The organism is Flavobacterium sp. FlaQc-48 (assembly GCF_044007335.1).
Taxonomy (GTDB): Bacteria; Bacteroidota; Bacteroidia; order Flavobacteriales; family Flavobacteriaceae; genus Flavobacterium.
Genome location: NZ_JBIPCR010000010.1, coordinates 1 through 18,665, shown reverse-complemented (window position 1 = coordinate 18,665; position 18,665 = coordinate 1). Strand labels below are relative to the sequence as shown.

Here is an 18,665-nt window from a genome sequence, read left to right as displayed (position 1 = left end):
TCTATGCTAAATAAAATCCCGCTTCTTATAAACGCTAAAAAAATTTTACAATTAAAAGATGCTGTTTCCGGAAAGATTATTCTGATCATCTTATTTTCAATTTGCTTTTCAGGTTTTGCACAACACAAAAAAGCCAGTTCAAAATTCAACGTAATTGCTTTTTATACTGCAAAAAATGATCAGGCACATATTAGTTTTGTACATGAAGCCAATAAGTGGTTTCCAAAACTAGCACAAGAGCATCATTTTGCATACGACTCGACTAGCAATTGGGACAATCTCAACGCAAAGTTTTTAGCAAAATATCAGGTTGTTCTGTTTTTAGACACAAGACCTGAAACAACAAATCAGCGCGAAGCTTTTCAAAAATACATAGAAAATGGTGGGGGTTTTATAGGATTTCACTTTTCTGCTTTCGCTTTAAATGGTTCTGATTACCCTCAAAACTGGAATTGGTATCACAATACTTTTTTAGGCTCGGGAGAATATGGCAGCAATACATGGCGGCCAACATCGGCAGTTTTACGAATTGAAAATCAACATCCCGTAACTAAAAACATTCCTGAAACATTCAAATCGGCACCAAATGAATGGTACAGATGGAGCAATGATTTGAGAAAAAATCCGGATATAAAAATCCTTGTGGCCATTGATGAAAGCAGTTTTCCTTTAGGAACAGGCCCAAAACCAAACGAAATTTGGCATGAAGGCTATTATCCGGTAGTGTGGACAAATAAAAACTACAAAATGCTTTATGTCAACATGGGACATAATGATATTGATTATGAAAACGGAACCAACAAAACCCTTTCCTATACTTTTGAAAATAACATACAAAGTCAGTTAATTGTCAATGCATTGCTTTGGTTAGGTAATTCTAAAAAATAAATAAAAGATGTCAAAACTTTCTCCAGTTATAAATCCCGAAGAACTTTTAAAACTAAAAGATTCATCAGAAATTATTTTAATCGATGCCACAGCCGGAATCAATGCCGAGGAAAATTATAAGGGCAACCATTTAAAAAGTGCTCGTTTTGTTGATTTAAACCGGGATTTGGCAACCGTTGAGACGAATCCGGCAAACGGCGGAAGACACCCTTTGCCTTCTGTAGCAAAATTTTCGGAACTACTTTCTAAACTTGGCATTTCACCTTCAAACCATGTCATTGTTTATGATGATAAAAACGGTTCAAATGCAGCAGCAAGATTTTGGTGGATGTTACGCGCCACAGGACATGAAAAAGTTCAGGTTTTAAATGGTGGCCTACAAGCTGCCATAAAAATGGGATATCCAACAAGTTCAGAAATTAAAGATTTTAAACCAGTCCAAAATTATCCGGTTTCAAAATGGAAATGGGCTTTAGCCGATATTAATGATGTTGAAAAAGCCCGAAAAAGCGAAGAAAATATTGTAATTGATGTTAGGGATAAAAACAGATTTGATGGCCTTACAGAACCATTAGATTTAATCGCGGGACATATTCCCGGAGCTATAAATATCCCTTTTAGCGAGAACTTAGATGAAAATGGATTTTTCAAACCAACCGAAGTTTTAGCCAAAAAATACACTGAAATTACAGGCAGTAAAAATCCCGAAAATATAATTGTACATTGTGGTTCAGGAGTTACAGCCTGCCATACTTTACTGGCGATGGATTATGCCGGACTTTCCATACCTAAACTGTATGTAGGTTCGTGGAGCGAATGGTCCAGAAATGATCGCGAATTAGCAACCAAAGAAACAAAATAAACTGTTGGGCATCATACTATTTAGCACATAGAAATATAGATTTTTTTTATAAAAAGAAAGCAAAAAAGAAACATATTTCTTTCCCCTAACTATGTGGTTTTTAAATAAGGGCAATACCTGTTTTTTTTAAAGCTTTCAAAACGTATACTTGTATGTGTTTAAAATAGAGCCAACACATTAAAATAATTATTTTTTAAAATATAGAAATGCAACACTGGGATATACTTTTATCGAATCAGGTAAACAAAAAAGCTTTTATAGAAACGTTACTTTCCGGCGAAACTAAAGGAGAATTAGCCATTTTTAACAACAAAAAAGGTATTTTGTTTTCAGACATTGCCATAGAGAAATTTATAGAAAAAGAATACCAATATGACATCGTAGAAGCTTCTCCGGAATCACACAGGCAATTGAGAACTTTTTCATCAGGAGAACGTAAAAAAGAATTTCTAAAATACTGCATCAGTCAAAAACCGGATTTTATCATTTTTGATAATCCGTTTGATCATTTAGATCAGGCTTCACGCGTAGTTTTATCCGAATCATTAAAAGACTTATCAGATCACATTGCTATTATTCAAATCGTGAATCGTATGGTCGATTTATTATATTTTGTTCCCAATAAAGCGCAGATTAGAGATAATACTTTTGAATTACATCCAATTTCCAAAGCCGAAAGCCAATTTAAAACCTTAAATACAGCAGCAATTCCAAAAGCGATTGACCCGCATTCCTTCCACGAAAGCGTACTAATTAAAATGGAAAATGTTAATGTAAGTTATGACGATCGTAAAATTGTAGATAACATTTCATGGACAATAAAACAAGGTGAATTCTGGCAGTTAATTGGCCCAAACGGCTCTGGAAAAAGTACTATTTTATCCTTGATAACCGGAGACAACCCAAAAGGTTTTGGACAGAATTTACATTTATTCGGAAGGAAAAAAGGAACCGGTGAAAGCGTTTGGGACATTAAAAAACAAATCGGAATTTTTACCACTTCAATGACCGACCTTTTTCAAAAAGGCCATACTTTAGAAGAGATGATTCTTTCCGGTTTTTTTGATTCTATCGGTTTATATATTGAACCGACAACCTTACAAAAACAAACCGTAACACAATGGCTTGAAGTAATAGAAATGAGCCATTTAAGAAAAAAACGTTTCATCGATCTTTCTATTGGCCAGCAAAGAGTGGCCCTGATTGTTCGTGCCGTTCTAAAACATCCGCCATTATTAATTCTGGATGAGCCTGTAGAAGGTTTAGACGACGAAAATGTAGATTTGGTCATTCAGCTTATCAATACGATAAAACAAGAAACAAACGTTAGTATTTTATACGTTTCACATCGTATCGAATCCGGCCTTGCCCCTACTTCGGTTTTTGAGCTTTTACCAAATCCAACAGGATCGATTGGTACAATAAAATACCACTCGGAGTTAAATTAAAAAACAAAAATGAAAATTAAATACATACTATTAATTGTACTTCCTCTAATGATAACTTCTTGTTGTGGTACAATTTCGACAGCAAAAAAAGAATACAAAATAAGTAAAAGTACGGTACTAAAATCCGATTGGAATTCAAATCCTAAAGAATGGTTTCTCAAAAAAGATACCTTAACAGGAACCGGAGGCCCTATGCATTGGGCTGTCATAGCATCTAAAAAGAAACTTCCTGCAAATTACGAAATCACTTTTAAGGTAAACATGACCAAAGAATCTTTGTTTGAGATTATGTTAAACATCAACAAAGAAAATTACATCAGAACCTATCTCTATCAAATTGATCAGAATATTGTAATCGGAAAAGGTGTTTACAATAAAAACAGTGATGAATATGGTAAACGCGGAGGCCCTACTTTGTTTAAAAAACCAATGAAATTAGAAAATAATAAATGGTATACAGTAAAAATTAAGGTTTTAAACCGTCAATTATTCTTTTCAGTCGATAATAAAACGTTTTTAGAATGTTCCCTTGAAAAAAGCAATCTAAGCCAACAAGGCCAACTAGGTTTCTTAACCAACGGCGAAGCAAAAATTATAGATCTTACAATTAAAAACATTGAATAGATTTTTTAACTATTAAGATGTTAAGAAAATGAAGCTAAAACCCTAACTAACTTAATATCTTAAGGGTAAAAAGAATTAAACCTAAATAGTAAAAACAAAAAAGCTCCAAAATTTTGGAGCTTTTTAAATTATTAAGAAATTATCTGATTAGTTCTCTTCTTCTTCCATCGTATGCGTCTTTCCATAATTGCGCCATTTTTCAATACAATCCTGAAAATCCTGAGGCAATTCCGTATCAAAACGCATCATTTCACCTGTTGTGGGATGCACAAAACCAAGTGTTTTAGCATGCAAAGCCTGACGTGGTAAAGCTTTAAAACAATTCTCTATAAACTGTTTGTATTTGGTAAATGTAGTTCCTTTCAAAATTAAGTGGCCACCATAACGTTCGTCATTAAACAAGGGATGTCCAATGTGTTTCATGTGCGCACGAATCTGGTGTGTTCTGCCTGTTTCTAATTTGCAGGAAATCAAAGTCACATAACCAAAACGTTCCAAAACTTTATAATGCGTGATCGCTGGCTTTCCTATTTCAGGATCAGCAAAAACAGCCATTTGCATGCGATCTTTCAAATGTCTTGCCAGGTTTCCTTCGATTGTTCCTTCTTCTTCGGCGACATTTCCCCAAACCAGAGCGATATACTCACGTTCAGATGTTTTGGCTTCAAACTGCTTTGCCAAATGTGTCATCGCTGCTTCTGTTTTGGCTACAACCAAAAGACCTGATGTATCCTTATCAATTCGGTGAACTAATCCAGGACGTTCGCTGCTGTTCATGGGCAAATTATCAAAATGATGTGCCAAAGCATTGACCAGAGTTCCGGTATAATTACCATGCCCAGGATGCACCACCATTCCAGGCTCTTTGTTGATTAACAACAAAGCATCATCTTCATATACAATATTCAACGGAAGATCTTCCGGAAGAATATGGTTTTCATAAGGCGGATGTGTTAACATAACCGTTACCACATCAAATGGTTTTACTTTATAATTTGATTTTACCGGAATATCATTTACAAAAATGTTTCCTTCAGTAGCGGCATTCTGAATTTTATTTCGTGTCGCATTCTGGATCAAATTCATTAAATACTTGTCAATACGCAAAAGCGCCTGACCTTTAGGGACTTCAAACCTGAAATGCTCGAATAATTCGTCTTCCAGATCTAAATTTTCAATATTATTGCTCATCTTTTGGGGTTTCAGTAGTTGGCGCAGCTGTACTATCTGCAGCCTGACCTTCATCTTCATAAGTTGCTTTTCCGTCTCCTAAAACCAGATCGATTTTGGAAGCCTTCAGCACACGATCTCCTACTTTTAAATTTCTACCTTTATAACGCATCTCTAAAACCATATCTTTTCCAAGATTCGGAATATACGTAATTGTTCCCTGTTCAAGGCCTAAAGCTTTTAAAGTTGGAACCGCTTCACGATACGTTTTCTCTATTAAATCAGGGATTCTGACAGATGAAAATCCTGACGCATTAATTTTAATATATATTTTTCTTCCCACTTTTACCATCGTTCCCGGCAACGGATCCTGCTCAACAACGCTGTATTTTGGAAACTCACTTCGGTAATCAACACTATCCAAAAGCACATAATCTAAGTCCAGTTCGTCCAATTTTTTCTCCACCTGCTCTTCAGTCAGTTTAGATAAATTCGGAACCGCAATTTCATGTCCGTGATCAGTGGTAAAAGTCAACCAATGCATAAACAAATAACCTAAAACAGCAATAATAGCTGCCGCAATTAATACTTGCACGAAAAAAACTCGGCTTGTTAAATACTGACGTAAACTCATAAATTTATTTTTATTAGAGGCAAAGATAAAGCTATTTCGTTTCAAAAAAAATGATAATTTTGTTTTAAACAAGAAAGTCACACGATTGTCATTCTTATTGAAAAAGAAGATCTTTGGAATTTTAATTTTCAGGAGCTGTTTCCTGCTGTCCGCTGTATCTTTTATGGTGAACCCCACCATAAAAGGATGCCGCTCCCATCAGGGCTGGGGCTTTAGTTTTCATAAGATTATTTTCGATCCTGTTCGTCATCCGGAGGAACGAGAACATGAGTGTTAACCAATTGCCAAAGCAACGAAATGCACACCGGTTTTTTTAAAACTGAATCCGTAAAATTGCTTCGCCTGTCTGCTATCGCACGGTCGTGGCAAAAAACCTGAAACCCGAAACCTGAAACCTGAAACAAAATAAAACTTTAAACAAAAATAGATAATGAAAAACATAGCCATCATCATGGGCGGGTATTCAAGCGAATACAAAATTTCGCTGATCAGCGGAAACGTAGTATACCAATATCTTGATAAAACAAAATACAACGGATTCCGTATTCATATTTTTAAAGAGAAGTGGGTATATGTAGACGAAAAAGATGCTGAATATGCAATTGATAGAAACGATTTCTCAGTAACCATAAACGATCAGAAAATTACTTTCGATTGTGTTTTCAACGCCATTCACGGAACTCCGGGTGAAGACGGATTAATGCAGGCTTATTTTGAATTATTAGGCATTCCGCAATCCTCCTGCGATTACTATCAGGCAGCACTTACCTTCAATAAACGTGATTTATTATCTGTTTTAAAACCATACGGAATCAAAACGGCCATTTCATATTATCTCAATAAAGGAGATGTAATTAATACAGCCGAAATCGTAAAAAAAGTAGGTTTGCCATGTTTCGTAAAACCAAACAAAGCAGGTTCAAGTTTTGGAATCTCAAAAGTAAAATCGGAAGCCGAACTGCCTATTGCAATTGAAGTGGCATACAAAGAAGACAACGAAATCATTATAGAAAGTTTCCTTGACGGAACCGAAGTTTCTGTTGGTGTAATCAATTATCAGGGAGAAATTAAGGTTTTACCCATCACAGAAATTGTTTCGGACAATGATTTCTTCGATTACGAAGCCAAATACGAAGGGAAATCACAAGAAATCACACCCGCAAGAATCTCAGACGAACTAACACAAAAAGTAGGGGAAACAGCAAAACGTGCATACGAAGTACTAAAAATGAAAGGTTTTTCAAGAAGCGAATTCATCATCGTAGACAACGAACCTTACATGCTGGAAATGAACACAATTCCGGGTTTAACCACCGAAAGTCTGATTCCGCAACAAGCTCAGGCAGCCGGAATATCTCTGGAAGATTTATTTACCAATGCAATTGAGTTAGCGCTTGCTTAAAAGAAAACTTCTAAGGTTCTGAGATTCTAAGTTACTAAGGTCTCAGAACCTTTTTTTATTAAAACCATAGATAATGTTGTCAAACTGAGCAAAGCCGAAGTCCTAAAAAGTGATTTATCGAATTAAAAAACACAGTAAATCAGCAACTTAACCTCTCAAAAAAACCTTTGAACCTTTGTCGCCCTGAACCTCTGAACCTCAAATAAAAAAAAATGAAAGAAATCTTCGAATGGAATAGGCTATTTTACAACAATCTTCCCGCAAACTTTGCTCTGGAAGTGATATTTCGTTCTACTGTCATGTTCATCATTTTATTACTGACATTAAAATTAGCAGGAAAACGAGGTGTAAAGCAATTATCGATTTTTGAAACCGTAATCATCATTGCATTAGGTTCTGCTGCCGGAGATCCTATGTTTTATGAAGATGTGGGTATAGTTCCCGCAGCAATCGTTTTTACCGTAATCATTATTTTATATCGTTCTGTAACCTGGCTTACCGGAAAAAGTAAAAGGTTCGAAGAGTTCATAGAAGGCAAAACCGAATGTTTAATCAATAATGGTAAATTTTCTATTGCCACTTTTAAAAAAGAAAGCCTTGCACAAGACGAATTTTTCTCTGAGCTTCGTATAAAATCGATTGAACATCTGGGGCAGGTAAAACATGCTTTTATAGAAACCAGCGGAGAAATAAGCGTATTTTTTTATGAAGATAAAGATGTACAATACGGACTACCAATCTTACCTGCTGCATTCAATAAAAAAAGCACCCTAATCCCAACTGAAGCCGTTTATGCCTGCACTTTTTGCGGACACATAGAAAAACAAAAAGCTGGTGCTGCAAAATGCGAAGTCTGTACAAAAGAAGAATGGGTTCCGGCGTTAAAAACGCTCCGAATAACGTAAAAATAAATTCCAAAATTTAAATTCCAAAAAGCTTCAAAATCTTTTTAATTTCCTAAAAAAACCTTTGAACCTTTGTAACTTTGAACCTCTGAACCTTAAAAAAAATGAGAAAAGCTATATTCCCCGGATCATTTGACCCTATTACACTTGGACACGAAGACATTATTAAAAGAGGGATTTCCCTTTTTGACGAAATTGTAATCGCTATTGGGGTCAATGCCGAAAAAAAATACATGTTCTCACTCGAAGAAAGAAAGCGTTTTATAGAAGAAACCTTCAAAGACGAACCAAAAATTTCGGTGATCACTTATGAAGGCCTGACGATCGATTTAGCCAAAAAACAAAAAGCTAATTTTATTTTGAGAGGTTTGCGCAATCCCGCTGATTTTGAATTCGAAAAAGCCATTGCACATACCAACAGGCGACTTTCTAAAATAGAAACCGTATTTTTGCTGACTGCTGCAAAAACATCCTATATCAGTTCCAGTATTGTTCGTGATGTATTGCGTAATGGCGGCGAATACGAAATGCTGGTTCCGGATGCGGTTAGGGTTAACAAATAATAAAAATCTTCAACAAGATCCGTTTCAACCTGTAAAATCTGTGGCTCAAAACCACTTCAACCATAAACTTGCAAGCGAAGCAAATTATAAGTAATTTCGCATTTTTAAATAAAACAACAAATAATGAGCATCGAAAGAGAATTAAACAAACGCAGCGGATCAAAATGCGAACTTTGTGGAACCGAAGAAAACCTAAAAGTATATCAGGTATTACCCACTCAAAAAGGTGGTCCTGACGAAAGTATTTTAGCCTGTAATACCTGTATTGACCAAATTGAAAACCCGGATAATGTAGATTTAAATCACTGGAGATGTCTTAATGACAGCATGTGGAATGAAAACGTGGCGGTACAAGTTGTTGCCTGGAGAATGTTAAGCCGTATGCGTGCTGCTGGCTGGCCTCAGGAATTACTGGACATGATGTATTTAGACGAAGATACGCTGGCATGGGCACAAGCAACAGGAGAAGGCGAAGATGACGAGAACAAAATCATTCACCGTGACAGCAATGGTGTCATTTTAGAACACGGAGATTCTGTAGTTTTAATTAAAGATCTTAAAGTAAAGGGATCAAGTATGGTTGCCAAACAAGGAACTGCTGTACGTAACATCCGTTTAGACCACGAAAATGCCGAATATATTGAAGGCAAAGTAGACGGTCAGCAAATTGTAATTATCACACAATACGTGAAAAAGATATAAGTTTTCTTTGAGGTTCAAAGGTTCAGAGTTGCAAAGGTACAAAGTTGACCAAACTTGAAATTTTAAACAAAAAAACTGAAACTAAAAAAAGGCTATTCAAAATACTGAATAGCCTTTTTTAATGCTTTATTTTAAAGTAAATTATTTCTGGAATAATTTATTAATCTGATCTTTTACGAATGGCTCAGAAACACTGCTTGTCGCAGAAGAAGTTTCTTTAGAAGAAACCATGAACTGAACTGTAGCTTTTTCAGGAATAACACTTCCTGTGTAATGCAACCAAATATAATTATTAGGCAATTCTAATTTAATATCATACAACGGATTTGCTGTAAAACCATTCATAATAATACTGTAAAGACTTGCGTAATCGTTGTTAACATTTTTAAATGTAAACTTTCTCAAACTTGAAGATTCATCATCATTCTGAATACTTGTATAATAAACAGTATATTCATCTCCAATTTTTTGAATATAGTTGTTATTTACTTTTCCTAATTTTTCAACTGGTACAGTTTCAAGAACTTTAATTTGTGCAAAAGACACAACACTAAACAACAAAATAGCAATCGTAATAATTCTTTTCATAATTAATTTGGGGTTTATTATTTACGGCTGCAAGAAACGCAGAAAATATGATAAATTAAAGTCTTAACCGTTAATTTATTAACAATAAATTAAGATTGTTGTTTAAAATTGACTTAACCCCGCTATAATACTCAATTAAAATACTGAATTTCAATAAATTAAGAACTACATCTTAACCTAAAAACGATCACAAATATGACTAAAATTTTGCCATATCAAAGCCTCTAAATACAGTCAGACCACAAATATTTTACTACAAAACCAGCTTCTCAATTTAATATCGGTTTTGAACTTATGTCTGTATTCGGACCAAAAGCCCCGAAACCTCAAATATCAAACAAAAAAAGAGACTATTTCTCTTCTTCTTTTTTCACGACTTTACGGGCAACTTCAATTTTAAATTTCTTGCCTTTCATCTTTTCATCTTTAATATGATGCAGCAAGTCTTTTACTTTGTTGAATCTTACAGCGGCAAACGAAATAAAATCTTTTACTTCAATTAAACCTAAATCGCCTTTCTCCAGTTTTCCTTTTTGGGAAAAGAAACCTACGATATCAATTTTATTCAGTTTTGTTTTCTTTCCGCCACTGATATAGATGGTTTGAAATTCCGGTGGTTTTGGTAAAGTGGTACTGTTTTCAACTTTTAAAACCTCCATTCCATAGTCAATATAATCCAATTGTTTTTCACTTTCGTGAATGATGATATAGGCCGTTCCGGTTGCCTGCATACGCGCTGTACGACCGTTACGATGCGTAAACTCATCTTCTTTTAAAGGTAAATGATAATGAATGACGTGTTTCATCTCCGGAATATCCAATCCACGGGCAGCCAAATCTGTCGTAATAAGGTAGCTCATACTTCCATTCCTAAACTGAATCAAAGCACGTTCGCGTTCTTCCTGATCCATTCCGCCATGATAATAAGTAGCGTAAATTCCTTTTTCGTTCAGAGTATCACTAATACGTTCTGCCGCATCCCGATGATTACAAAATACAATAGCCGATTGTGATTTCAGTGAACAAATCAAATTAAACAAACTTCCTAACTTATCTTTGGCAGGCGAAACAATCATCTTCATCGACAGGTTTGCTTTTTCCTCTTCTTCCGGAATAAAATCTAAAATAGTAGGATTTACTACTCGTGTATATCTCGGAATCTCAATATCTGAAGTTGCCGAAACCAGGACACGTTTGTTTAGTTTCGTTAATTTACCAATGATATAAGACATTTGCTCATGGAAACCCAATTGCAATGACTTGTCAAATTCATCCAAAATCAAAGTCTGAATTTTATCTGTTCTAAAAGTTTCCCTGTCAATATGATCCGCAATTCTGCCCGGTGTTCCAATTAAAACGGCTGGCGGATTGCTTAAGTTCTTGATTTCGGTATCAATCGAGTGTCCTCCGTAACAAATATTTACTTTATAATCCGTTCCCATTTTTTTCCAAACCTGCTCAATTTGCAGACCTAATTCGCGCGAAGGCACTAAAATTAAACATTGAACTGAAAGAATTTCAGGTTGCAGTAACTCTAAAACAGGCAGTAAAAAAGCTAGTGTTTTTCCTGATCCTGTTGGAGAAAGTAATAAAACATTGTTATCGTTTAAAATTGCGTCCTGAGCAACTTCCTGCATTTCGTTTAGGCTCTCAATTCCTAAGTTCGAAAGTATATTGTTGGAATGGTGTTTTTTATTCATTTTGCAAAAGTAGTCAAAAAAGTTGTTTCAGGTTTTGTTTGTTTCAGGTTTCGGGTTAGAAATAAGAAATAGAGTTGCTTAAAAAATTTAACCGCAAAGCATGCAAAGGATTTTTTTTAATGGCAAAGTTCGCAAAGCTTTATGTTTTATATGCTTTGCGAACTTTACATAAACCTTGGCAGTTTTGCGGTTAAAAACTTATCGCAATTCCTTTAAAATCAATTTAAACTCAGCTATTTCATTTTCAGTTAAGGGTTTTAAAGGGCTTCTTAAAAAACCACTTTCTATTCCCTGAATTTTTAAACCTGCTTTAATCGTTCTTGGCAAACCTTTGCTGACAATAAATTTTAAAAGATTCAATTGTTTGTAAAAGACTTTTTGAGCTTCCTGCAAATCATTTTTCCGGATAGCATTATATAAATCTACATTCAATTCTGGAATCAAATTGGGAGCCGCAGTACACCAGCCAGCAGCTCCTGCCGAAAACGCAGCCAATGCCAGCGGATTTGAACCATTATAAAACGCCACATCTTCGCCCAGTTCTCTCTTTAAATAATGCATTCTTTGCACATCGCCTGTACTTTCTTTAATCATCGTAACATTCGGGATTTCAAGAAGCCTTTTTAACAAAGCGGGAGACATGTCTACTCCACCGGTTGCCGGATTGTTGTATGCCATAATGGGAATCGAAATTTGTTTGGCAACCGCATCATAATGCTGTACAATTTCATCATCTGTAAGTTTCCAGTAACTCATCGGGATAATCATTACAGCATTTGCTCCGGCTTTCTCAGCAAACTTGGCGTGGTAAATAGTTTTGTCAGTAGTTAAGTTAGAAACACCAACCAAAACAGGAATCCTGCCATCTACCTGCTGTAAAGTCGCTTCGGTAATAGCTTCTTTTTCTTCATCTGTAAGGTAAGGCATGACACCGGTACTTCCTAACGGAGCAACAGCATGAGAGCCGGAAACGATCAGTCTTTCTAATAATGTCCTGTACAATTGAATAGCTACTTTTTCATTTTGATCAAACGGTGTAATAGGATACGCAATAATACCTTTAAACGGAGTCTTTTTCATAGTTTTTCTGTTTTTTTTAAAGATCCCTTCCTTCTTCTTCTCTTAAAGCAACTCCCAAATTCTGAAGTTGTGGCGCATTTTCGCAAGCAATATATTTGGCCGATGCCTCACTACTTAAATTTTTATGTCGGTGCCACGCCCAACTCGGAATGTAAACGGCATCCCCGGCCTTCCACTCTACTTTCTGATCTTCTACTTCTGTGTATCCATGCCCTTCTATTACATACAAAACCGTTTCGTATGTATGTCGGTGCCTGTTTGTCATTTGGTCCGGCAACAAACCTCCAATAGTCATACTTACATTTTTACTCGGGAGATCAATAAAGAAAACAGGATGTTTGCGTTCTGTAGAAAATTGATCGTGAACTCCGGCTTGTTCTACATTTCTGTGAATTAATTTTTCCGGCATAACAAAAACAGGTCGGGCAAATGTTTCATGAAAATCTTTTGATGAAAATTGTTTTTTAGTTTCCATAGTTTTTAAATTATTATTTTTTGCATCATTGCGTTTCAAAATTATAGTAACTTTGGACTACCTAACTGATACAGTTTTAATTTAAACAACTAGACCAGATGTTAAGACCTTGGCAATTAGAAATTCAACTGAATACCAATTCTGATAAAGCAATTTATTTACAAATTGCAGATGCTGTTATTGAAGCCATAAAAACAGGAATCCTCAATAGTGGAAATGCTTTGCCCGGAAGCCGGCAACTTGCCGGATTGCTAAAAGTGAACCGAAATACTGTTATTGAAGCCCTGGATGTCCTTATAGCCGAAGGCTGGCTGATTACCATAGAAAGAAAAGGAACTTTTGTAGCTGATATTCTGCCTCTTGCAACCAAAGTCAAGAAACAAAATCAGATCCATAAATTGGCTGATGAAGAAACGAAGCCTCTCCTGGTTTTTGATGATGGCATTCCGGACAGTCGAATTGCGCCTATGAATGAACTCGCAAGAGCTTACCGACAGATTTTTAATCGTAAATCACGATGGCAAATCATGGGATATAGTACTGAATTTGGAAATTTAGAATTTAGAAAAGCTATTGTTCAGATGCTGAATTTTAAAAGAGGAATGAATATTACACCCAACGAAATTTGCATCACGAGAGGAAGCCAGATGGCCATGTATTTAACTGCAGGCTGTCTGCTAAAAAAAGAAGATTATGTAATGGTTGAAAATCCGGGCTACAAACCGGCATGGGAAACTTTTGAAAATGCCGGAGCCACATTATTGCCTGTAAATATCGATAAAGAGGGGTTGATTGTTGATGAGGTCGAAGCACATTTAAAAAAATACAACAATATAAAAGCCATTTATGTAACGCCACATCATCAATTTCCAACAACGGTTACACTAAGTCTCAAAAGAAGATTAAAACTAATAGAACTATCAAATCAATACAACTTCACGATAATTGAAGACGATTATGACAATGAATTTCATTTTGGACAAAGACCTGTTTTACCTCTTTCGAGTTACAGCAATGCCAAAAACACAGTTTACATAGGTACCTTAAGCAAAATTGTAGCCCCAGCCTTAAGAATTGGTTATTTAGTCAGTAATCCTGAAACGATTCTAAAAGTAGGCAAACATCGAAAAATGATCGATGTTCAGGGCGATAACATCATGGAAGAAGCCGTTTTGCAACTCATAAACGAAGGCGAAATTAAAAGGCATCTTAAACGAACAACGCTTATTTATAAAGCAAAACGGGATTATTTTGAAATGATCTGCAACCAATATTTAAAAGATAAAACCACCTATATAAAACCAGAAGGCGGTTTAGCTTTTTGGATTGTTCCAAATTCGCCTGTAGACATCTTTAAAATTGCCGACAAACTACTCCTGAAAGGCATAAAAATCATGACTCCCGATAAATTTAGTTTTAACGAACCTGTCTCCGGATTCAGATTGGGATATGCCTCCCTGACCGAAAAGCAAATTGAAGAAGGAATAATCGAACTCGCTAAATTTTTAGAATAGCTAATTTGTTTCAGGTTTTCTTTTGTTTCAGGTTTTTTGTTTCAGGTTTCAAGTTGAAATACGAATAAACTTTGTGTAGATTTTATCGCAAAGAGCGCAAAGTTTTTTATCCCCAAGGTTTTCAAAGCCGGGTATTGATTGCTAAACTTTGCCCTGATCAGTATCGGGATTGCGGTTAATTTTTTTATCCTCATTCAAAACCCGAAACCTGAAAGAAAAGAAAACCTGAAACAAAATTCTCTATATTTGATTCTTGCTATAAAACTTAAATCATGAAACTTTTCACCATCATCATTTCACTTTTTACCCTCACTATTTTCGCTCAGAACAATAAAAAATACGATACGTTTTTCGAAAAAGGAAACGGGAACCAATCGGCAACTTATGCTGAAACTATTGCCTATTTTAAGATGCTGGCGAATGATTTTCCAACAATTCAAATTAAAGAAATGGGACTAACAGATTCCGGAGAGCCCTTACACATGGTCACTTATAATCCTGATGCAGTATTTGATTTTGATAAAATTCAGAAAAACAAAGCAGTACTTTTTGTCAATAACGGAATCCATGCCGGAGAACCTGACGGAATCGACGCTACAATGCAGTTTTACAGAGATTTAGCAATTGGAAAAATTAAGGCACCAAAAAATATGGTTTTGGTTACTATTCCGGTTTATAATATTGGTGGTGCTTTAAACAGAAATTCAACAACCAGAGCCAATCAGGACGGACCTGAAATTTATGGTTTTAGAGGAAATGCCAGAAATTATGATCTCAATCGTGATTTAATGAAATCAGATACCCGAAACACTAAAAGTTTTGTCGAAATTTTCCAGAAAATAAATGCCGATGTTTTCATTGATAACCACGTTAGTAACGGATCTGATTATCAATACAAACTGACTTATATTATGACACAACATAATAAACTGGGAACTGTTTTAGGCGATTTTCTAAATACCGAAATGATGCCAGCTTTAGTAAAAGATTTGCAGCAAAAGAAAATCGAAACAACACCTTATGTAGATTCTTTTAAAGATACACCTGACAAAGGCTTTGGTCAGTTTGTAGATAGTCCCAGATATACCACCGGTTACACTTCCTTATTTAATACCATTGGGTTTGTCGTAGAAACCCACATGCTGAAAAAATATGCCGAGCGTGTAAAAATGACTTACGAATACATGAAATCAACTTTGGACTTTACCGATGCGAATTATCAAAAAATCAAGGAGCTTCGAGTGAAAAACCTGGAACAATATCAGCCTAAAAAATCCTATACTTTAAAATGGGAACTGGACAGCACAAAAGCTACAACATTTTCGTTTTTAGGATATGAGGCAGGTTACAAAAAAAGCGAAGCCACAACCGGAAACCGTTTGTATTATGACCGAAGCAAACCCTACAAAAAAGACGTTCCGTACATCAAAGAATTCAAATCGGTAAAAGAAGTGGTGATTCCTGCGGCTTATATCATTCCGCGTGGGTATTGGAATGTGATTGAGCTGCTAAAAAACAATAACATTACCTATTCTCAACTTAAAAAGGATACGATTATAGAAGTGGAAAGCTATAAAATTGCCGATTTTAAAACGGTTTCCAATGCTTACGAAGGGCATTATTTGCACTACAATACAACCTTAAATTCTAAAATGGTAAAAATGGCTTTCGCCAAAGGTGATTATCTGGTTCCAACCAATCAAAAAGGCGTAAAATACTTAGTCGAAGCTTTTGAGCCCGAAGGTGTTGATTCGTTTTTTAACTGGAATTTCTTTGACCCGATTTTACAGCAAAAAGAACATTATTCTGAATACATTTTTGAAGATACAGCCGCAAAACTGCTAAAAGATAATCCTGCCCTAAAAGCCGAATTGGAAACCAAAAAACAAAACGACCGTGAATTTGCCAAAAACGCCGAAGCACAATTAAACTGGATTTATAAAAACTCGGTGCATTATGAAAAGGCGCATATGCAATATCCTGTTTATCGTGTTTTGTAGATTTTTAAACTAAAGTTTACGAAGGCTTTTTATTTTAAATAGGTTGAAAAAATAGAAAGACCGCAAAGCTGTTCGTAAAAATCCTGGTCAAATTTTGAACTTTGACAATGATGCCAATTAAACCATTATAACCTTTTTTCAATTCTTAAATTTCAAAAAAAATGGATACCTCTTTTTATCTCGAAAACTTTCAAAAAATAGCAGATCAACTGAATCAGAAACTTTTGAACGAAAAATCTATTGAAGTTTCAGTTGGAATTTATTTAGATTCGGTTGTTATAAAATTGTATAAAAAATCATGGGCAGGGAATGTTAAGGAACCACTAACAGCCCAATCAAGGATTTTCTTTTCTATTTGGGTAAATGATCAAACAATAGCAAAACAAAAAATAATGTACAATATTCATGCTTTGAAATTGAGAGAACTAAAAGGTTATGCTATACAAAGCAGAAAATTTGCCGAAGTATTCAGGGAAGATTTTAAAGGTCATGAACAAAATTGGCAAAATGTAAGTATCAATCACGGACCACTAACATTAATGGAAGGCTGGTTGAAATTAGATTTAGAAAACCTTCAGGAAGAAGTTTTAAAAATTGCCAATGCCTTTTTAGAAACGGAACATTTGATTGATAATACACTTAATCAGTTTAAAGTAGCAGTCAAAAAATGAACAAAAAATACAAACTTTTTCTTGACGATATCAGAGATGTAAAAATGGTATACAAAAACCTGACTGACGATGATTTCGTCATAGTCAGGAATTTTTATGATTTTAAAAAAGTCATACTCGAAAACGGACTTCCTGAATTAATAAGTTTTGATAATGATTTAGGCTTAGATGAAAATGATTTAATTGCCGAAGATGGTTATGCCGCTGCAAAATGGCTCGTTTATGAATCGGGACTCGATTTACAAAATCTGAAATTTAATGTTCATTCTGCCAATCCGGTTGCAGCTCAGCAAATACAGAGCTTGCTTGACAATTATATTAAACATTTAAAAAGCGAAAACAATCAATAACAAATATTATTTAACCCAATAGCATAAAAGTAAACCTTTGACCTGATTAAACACTTAATTTCAAAATCTTAAAAAAACATTTACCTTGATATTTACTATAATTACAATAATTCATTAATGCTATGAAAATCATACTCCGGATATTATTTTTTATTGGGATTTTTCTTTTTACTATGAGCTATTTTATTAGTCCATATACTGTAAATGATGGAGAGTTAATAGTGATTGACGCAGATGTAACAGGTTTTTTGAAAATGATATATACTATCACTACCTTTATTTTTGGATGCTTATCTTTTGTATTTCTTAGAATTTTTACCAATAAAACGTATCTGATTTTTTCTGTTATTTTTCTTATTATCAGTTTAATATTTCTAGCCAGAATGTTTTTATATTTTGATACATTTTTAGAATAAAGGAATAAATGAAGAAGTATTCGTTCCGGCTTTTAAATTAAAAACCAAGCCCTTGTCTCGCCCAGCTCGTGAACGCATCAAAATAGTCACCAGCGGCACGCTCGCGCTAGCGGAAGAAAATGATTTAATTGCCCAAGATGGTTATGCCCCTGCAAAATGGCTCGTTTATGAACCTTGCTGTGCGAAGTCTCCCGACTTCGCACAGCAATCAGCAAAATGAACACTTCGTAAAGCTGGTTTGAAATCACAAGCGTTCGAAACCTGTTGCTCTGAAAGAGCCTTAGCAATAGCATGGTGCGAAGCACTATGAATGAAAAACGATGATAATTTTAAGCCCTGTAAGGGCGGAAGACTCATTTCAAAAAGCACGTTTACCATTTTTTAAATGATGCTCTCCGGGAAAACACCTTTTTTCTTTGAATCTGTATTCTCAATTTTTCTCTTGCCCTTTCAGGGAAATTCCCACTTTTGATTTAATTCGTAGTGCGTTGCACCACGCTATTGCTTTTTAGGGCTTTCAGCCCCGCTCCACCAAGTGTCCGCAATTGCGAAGTCTCCCGACTTCGCACAGCAATCAGCAAAATGAACACTTCGTAAAGCTGGTTTGAAATCACAAGCGTTCGAAACCTGTTGCTCTGAAAGAGCCTTAGCAATAGCATGGTGCGAAGCACTA

At 35.3% G+C, this 18,665-nt stretch carries 20 protein-coding genes; 12 read left to right on the top strand and 8 right to left on the bottom strand.

What is annotated here, in order from left to right; all coding sequences use genetic code 11:
• Positions 1 to 3 precede the first annotated feature (3 nt).
• The 4 genes from ACHRWY_RS16045 (at position 4) to ACHRWY_RS16030 (ending at position 3,822) form a co-directional block, all read left to right on the top strand.
• Positions 4 to 888, top strand: a complete 885-nt coding sequence (locus ACHRWY_RS16045; protein ID WP_395356028.1) for a ThuA domain-containing protein — start codon at positions 4 to 6, stop codon at positions 886 to 888.
• 7 nt (positions 889 to 895) lie between these two features.
• Positions 896 to 1,750: a sulfurtransferase gene (locus ACHRWY_RS16040; protein WP_395356026.1), complete on the top strand. Its 855-nt coding sequence runs from the start codon at positions 896 to 898 to the stop codon at positions 1,748 to 1,750.
• A gap of 206 nt (positions 1,751 to 1,956) precedes the next feature.
• The gene (locus ACHRWY_RS16035) at positions 1,957 to 3,198 is read left to right on the top strand and encodes an ATP-binding cassette domain-containing protein (protein ID WP_395356025.1); all 1,242 of its coding nucleotides are present in this window, start codon (positions 1,957 to 1,959) and stop codon (positions 3,196 to 3,198) included.
• 9 nt (positions 3,199 to 3,207) lie between these two features.
• Positions 3,208 to 3,822 carry a hypothetical protein gene (locus ACHRWY_RS16030; RefSeq protein ID WP_395356023.1) on the top strand — a complete coding sequence of 205 codons (615 nt, stop codon included), beginning with the start codon at positions 3,208 to 3,210 and terminating at the stop codon, positions 3,820 to 3,822.
• Between the two features lie 147 nt (positions 3,823 to 3,969).
• Here the strand turns inward: ACHRWY_RS16030 and ACHRWY_RS16025 are convergent, their stop codons facing one another.
• The 3 genes from ACHRWY_RS16025 to ACHRWY_RS16015 all read right to left on the bottom strand — a co-directional run bounded on the left by ACHRWY_RS16025 (position 3,970) and on the right by ACHRWY_RS16015 (position 6,030).
• Positions 3,970 to 5,013, bottom strand: coding sequence for an RluA family pseudouridine synthase (locus tag ACHRWY_RS16025; RefSeq protein WP_395356021.1), 1,044 nt, complete (start codon positions 5,011 to 5,013; stop codon positions 3,970 to 3,972).
• Positions 5,003 to 5,626, bottom strand: coding sequence for a PASTA domain-containing protein (locus ACHRWY_RS16020; RefSeq protein ID WP_395356020.1), 624 nt, complete (start codon positions 5,624 to 5,626; stop codon positions 5,003 to 5,005). Before ACHRWY_RS16020 ends, ACHRWY_RS16025 begins: the two co-directional genes overlap by 11 nt.
• A 227-nt stretch (positions 5,627 to 5,853) precedes the next feature.
• Positions 5,854 to 6,030, bottom strand: coding sequence for a hypothetical protein (locus tag ACHRWY_RS16015; RefSeq protein WP_395356019.1), 177 nt, complete (start codon positions 6,028 to 6,030; stop codon positions 5,854 to 5,856).
• A gap of 26 nt (positions 6,031 to 6,056) precedes the next feature.
• On the opposite strand from ACHRWY_RS16015, the gene ACHRWY_RS16010 reads away from it, so the two are divergent.
• The 4 genes from ACHRWY_RS16010 (at position 6,057) to ACHRWY_RS15995 (ending at position 9,198) form a co-directional block, all read left to right on the top strand.
• Positions 6,057 to 7,028: a D-alanine--D-alanine ligase gene (locus ACHRWY_RS16010; RefSeq protein WP_395356017.1), complete on the top strand. Its 972-nt coding sequence runs from the start codon at positions 6,057 to 6,059 to the stop codon at positions 7,026 to 7,028.
• Positions 7,029 to 7,240: 212 nt separating this feature from the next.
• Complete coding sequence (locus ACHRWY_RS16005; protein WP_395356016.1) at positions 7,241 to 7,933, top strand: DUF421 domain-containing protein; 693 nt, start codon at positions 7,241 to 7,243, stop codon at positions 7,931 to 7,933.
• 104 nt (positions 7,934 to 8,037) lie between these two features.
• Positions 8,038 to 8,496, top strand: coding sequence for a pantetheine-phosphate adenylyltransferase (gene coaD, locus ACHRWY_RS16000; RefSeq protein WP_395356015.1), 459 nt, complete (start codon positions 8,038 to 8,040; stop codon positions 8,494 to 8,496).
• 123 nt (positions 8,497 to 8,619) lie between these two features.
• A complete protein-coding gene (locus tag ACHRWY_RS15995) occupies positions 8,620 to 9,198 on the top strand; it encodes a PhnA domain-containing protein (protein WP_395356014.1) in 579 nt (192 codons plus the stop codon).
• A gap of 141 nt (positions 9,199 to 9,339) precedes the next feature.
• Here ACHRWY_RS15995 and ACHRWY_RS15990 read toward each other — a convergent pair whose 3' ends face one another.
• From ACHRWY_RS15990 to ACHRWY_RS15975, 4 genes are all read right to left on the bottom strand, one after another.
• Positions 9,340 to 9,786: a hypothetical protein gene (locus tag ACHRWY_RS15990; protein WP_395356013.1), complete on the bottom strand. Its 447-nt coding sequence runs from the start codon at positions 9,784 to 9,786 to the stop codon at positions 9,340 to 9,342.
• A 350-nt stretch (positions 9,787 to 10,136) separates the two neighbouring features.
• Positions 10,137 to 11,486, bottom strand: coding sequence for a DEAD/DEAH box helicase (locus tag ACHRWY_RS15985; RefSeq protein ID WP_395356012.1), 1,350 nt, complete (start codon positions 11,484 to 11,486; stop codon positions 10,137 to 10,139).
• 198 nt (positions 11,487 to 11,684) lie between these two features.
• The gene (locus tag ACHRWY_RS15980; protein WP_395356011.1) at positions 11,685 to 12,566 is read right to left on the bottom strand and encodes a dihydrodipicolinate synthase family protein; all 882 of its coding nucleotides are present in this window, start codon (positions 12,564 to 12,566) and stop codon (positions 11,685 to 11,687) included.
• A gap of 16 nt (positions 12,567 to 12,582) precedes the next feature.
• Positions 12,583 to 13,041 carry a cupin domain-containing protein gene (locus ACHRWY_RS15975; protein ID WP_395356010.1) on the bottom strand — a complete coding sequence of 153 codons (459 nt, stop codon included), beginning with the start codon at positions 13,039 to 13,041 and terminating at the stop codon, positions 12,583 to 12,585.
• A gap of 98 nt (positions 13,042 to 13,139) precedes the next feature.
• Here ACHRWY_RS15975 and ACHRWY_RS15970 point away from each other — a divergent pair, with 98 nt between their 5' ends.
• The 4 genes from ACHRWY_RS15970 (at position 13,140) to ACHRWY_RS15955 (ending at position 17,576) form a co-directional block, all read left to right on the top strand.
• Complete coding sequence (locus tag ACHRWY_RS15970) at positions 13,140 to 14,555, top strand: PLP-dependent aminotransferase family protein (protein ID WP_395356008.1); 1,416 nt, start codon at positions 13,140 to 13,142, stop codon at positions 14,553 to 14,555.
• Positions 14,556 to 14,827: 272 nt separating this feature from the next.
• The gene (locus ACHRWY_RS15965; RefSeq protein WP_395356007.1) at positions 14,828 to 16,555 is read left to right on the top strand and encodes a M14 family metallopeptidase; all 1,728 of its coding nucleotides are present in this window, start codon (positions 14,828 to 14,830) and stop codon (positions 16,553 to 16,555) included.
• 161 nt (positions 16,556 to 16,716) lie between these two features.
• Positions 16,717 to 17,226 (top strand): hypothetical protein, encoded by a 510-nt coding sequence (locus ACHRWY_RS15960; RefSeq protein WP_395356005.1) that lies wholly within the window; start codon positions 16,717 to 16,719, stop codon positions 17,224 to 17,226.
• Entirely contained in the window at positions 17,223 to 17,576 is a 354-nt protein-coding gene (locus tag ACHRWY_RS15955; RefSeq protein WP_395356003.1) for a cyclic-phosphate processing receiver domain-containing protein, read from the top strand. Before ACHRWY_RS15960 ends, ACHRWY_RS15955 begins: the two co-directional genes overlap by 4 nt.
• 581 nt (positions 17,577 to 18,157) lie before the next feature.
• On the opposite strand, the gene ACHRWY_RS15950 is transcribed toward ACHRWY_RS15955, so the two are convergent.
• Positions 18,158 to 18,370: a hypothetical protein gene (locus tag ACHRWY_RS15950; RefSeq protein WP_395356001.1), complete on the bottom strand. Its 213-nt coding sequence runs from the start codon at positions 18,368 to 18,370 to the stop codon at positions 18,158 to 18,160.
• Positions 18,371 to 18,665 lie beyond the last annotated feature (295 nt).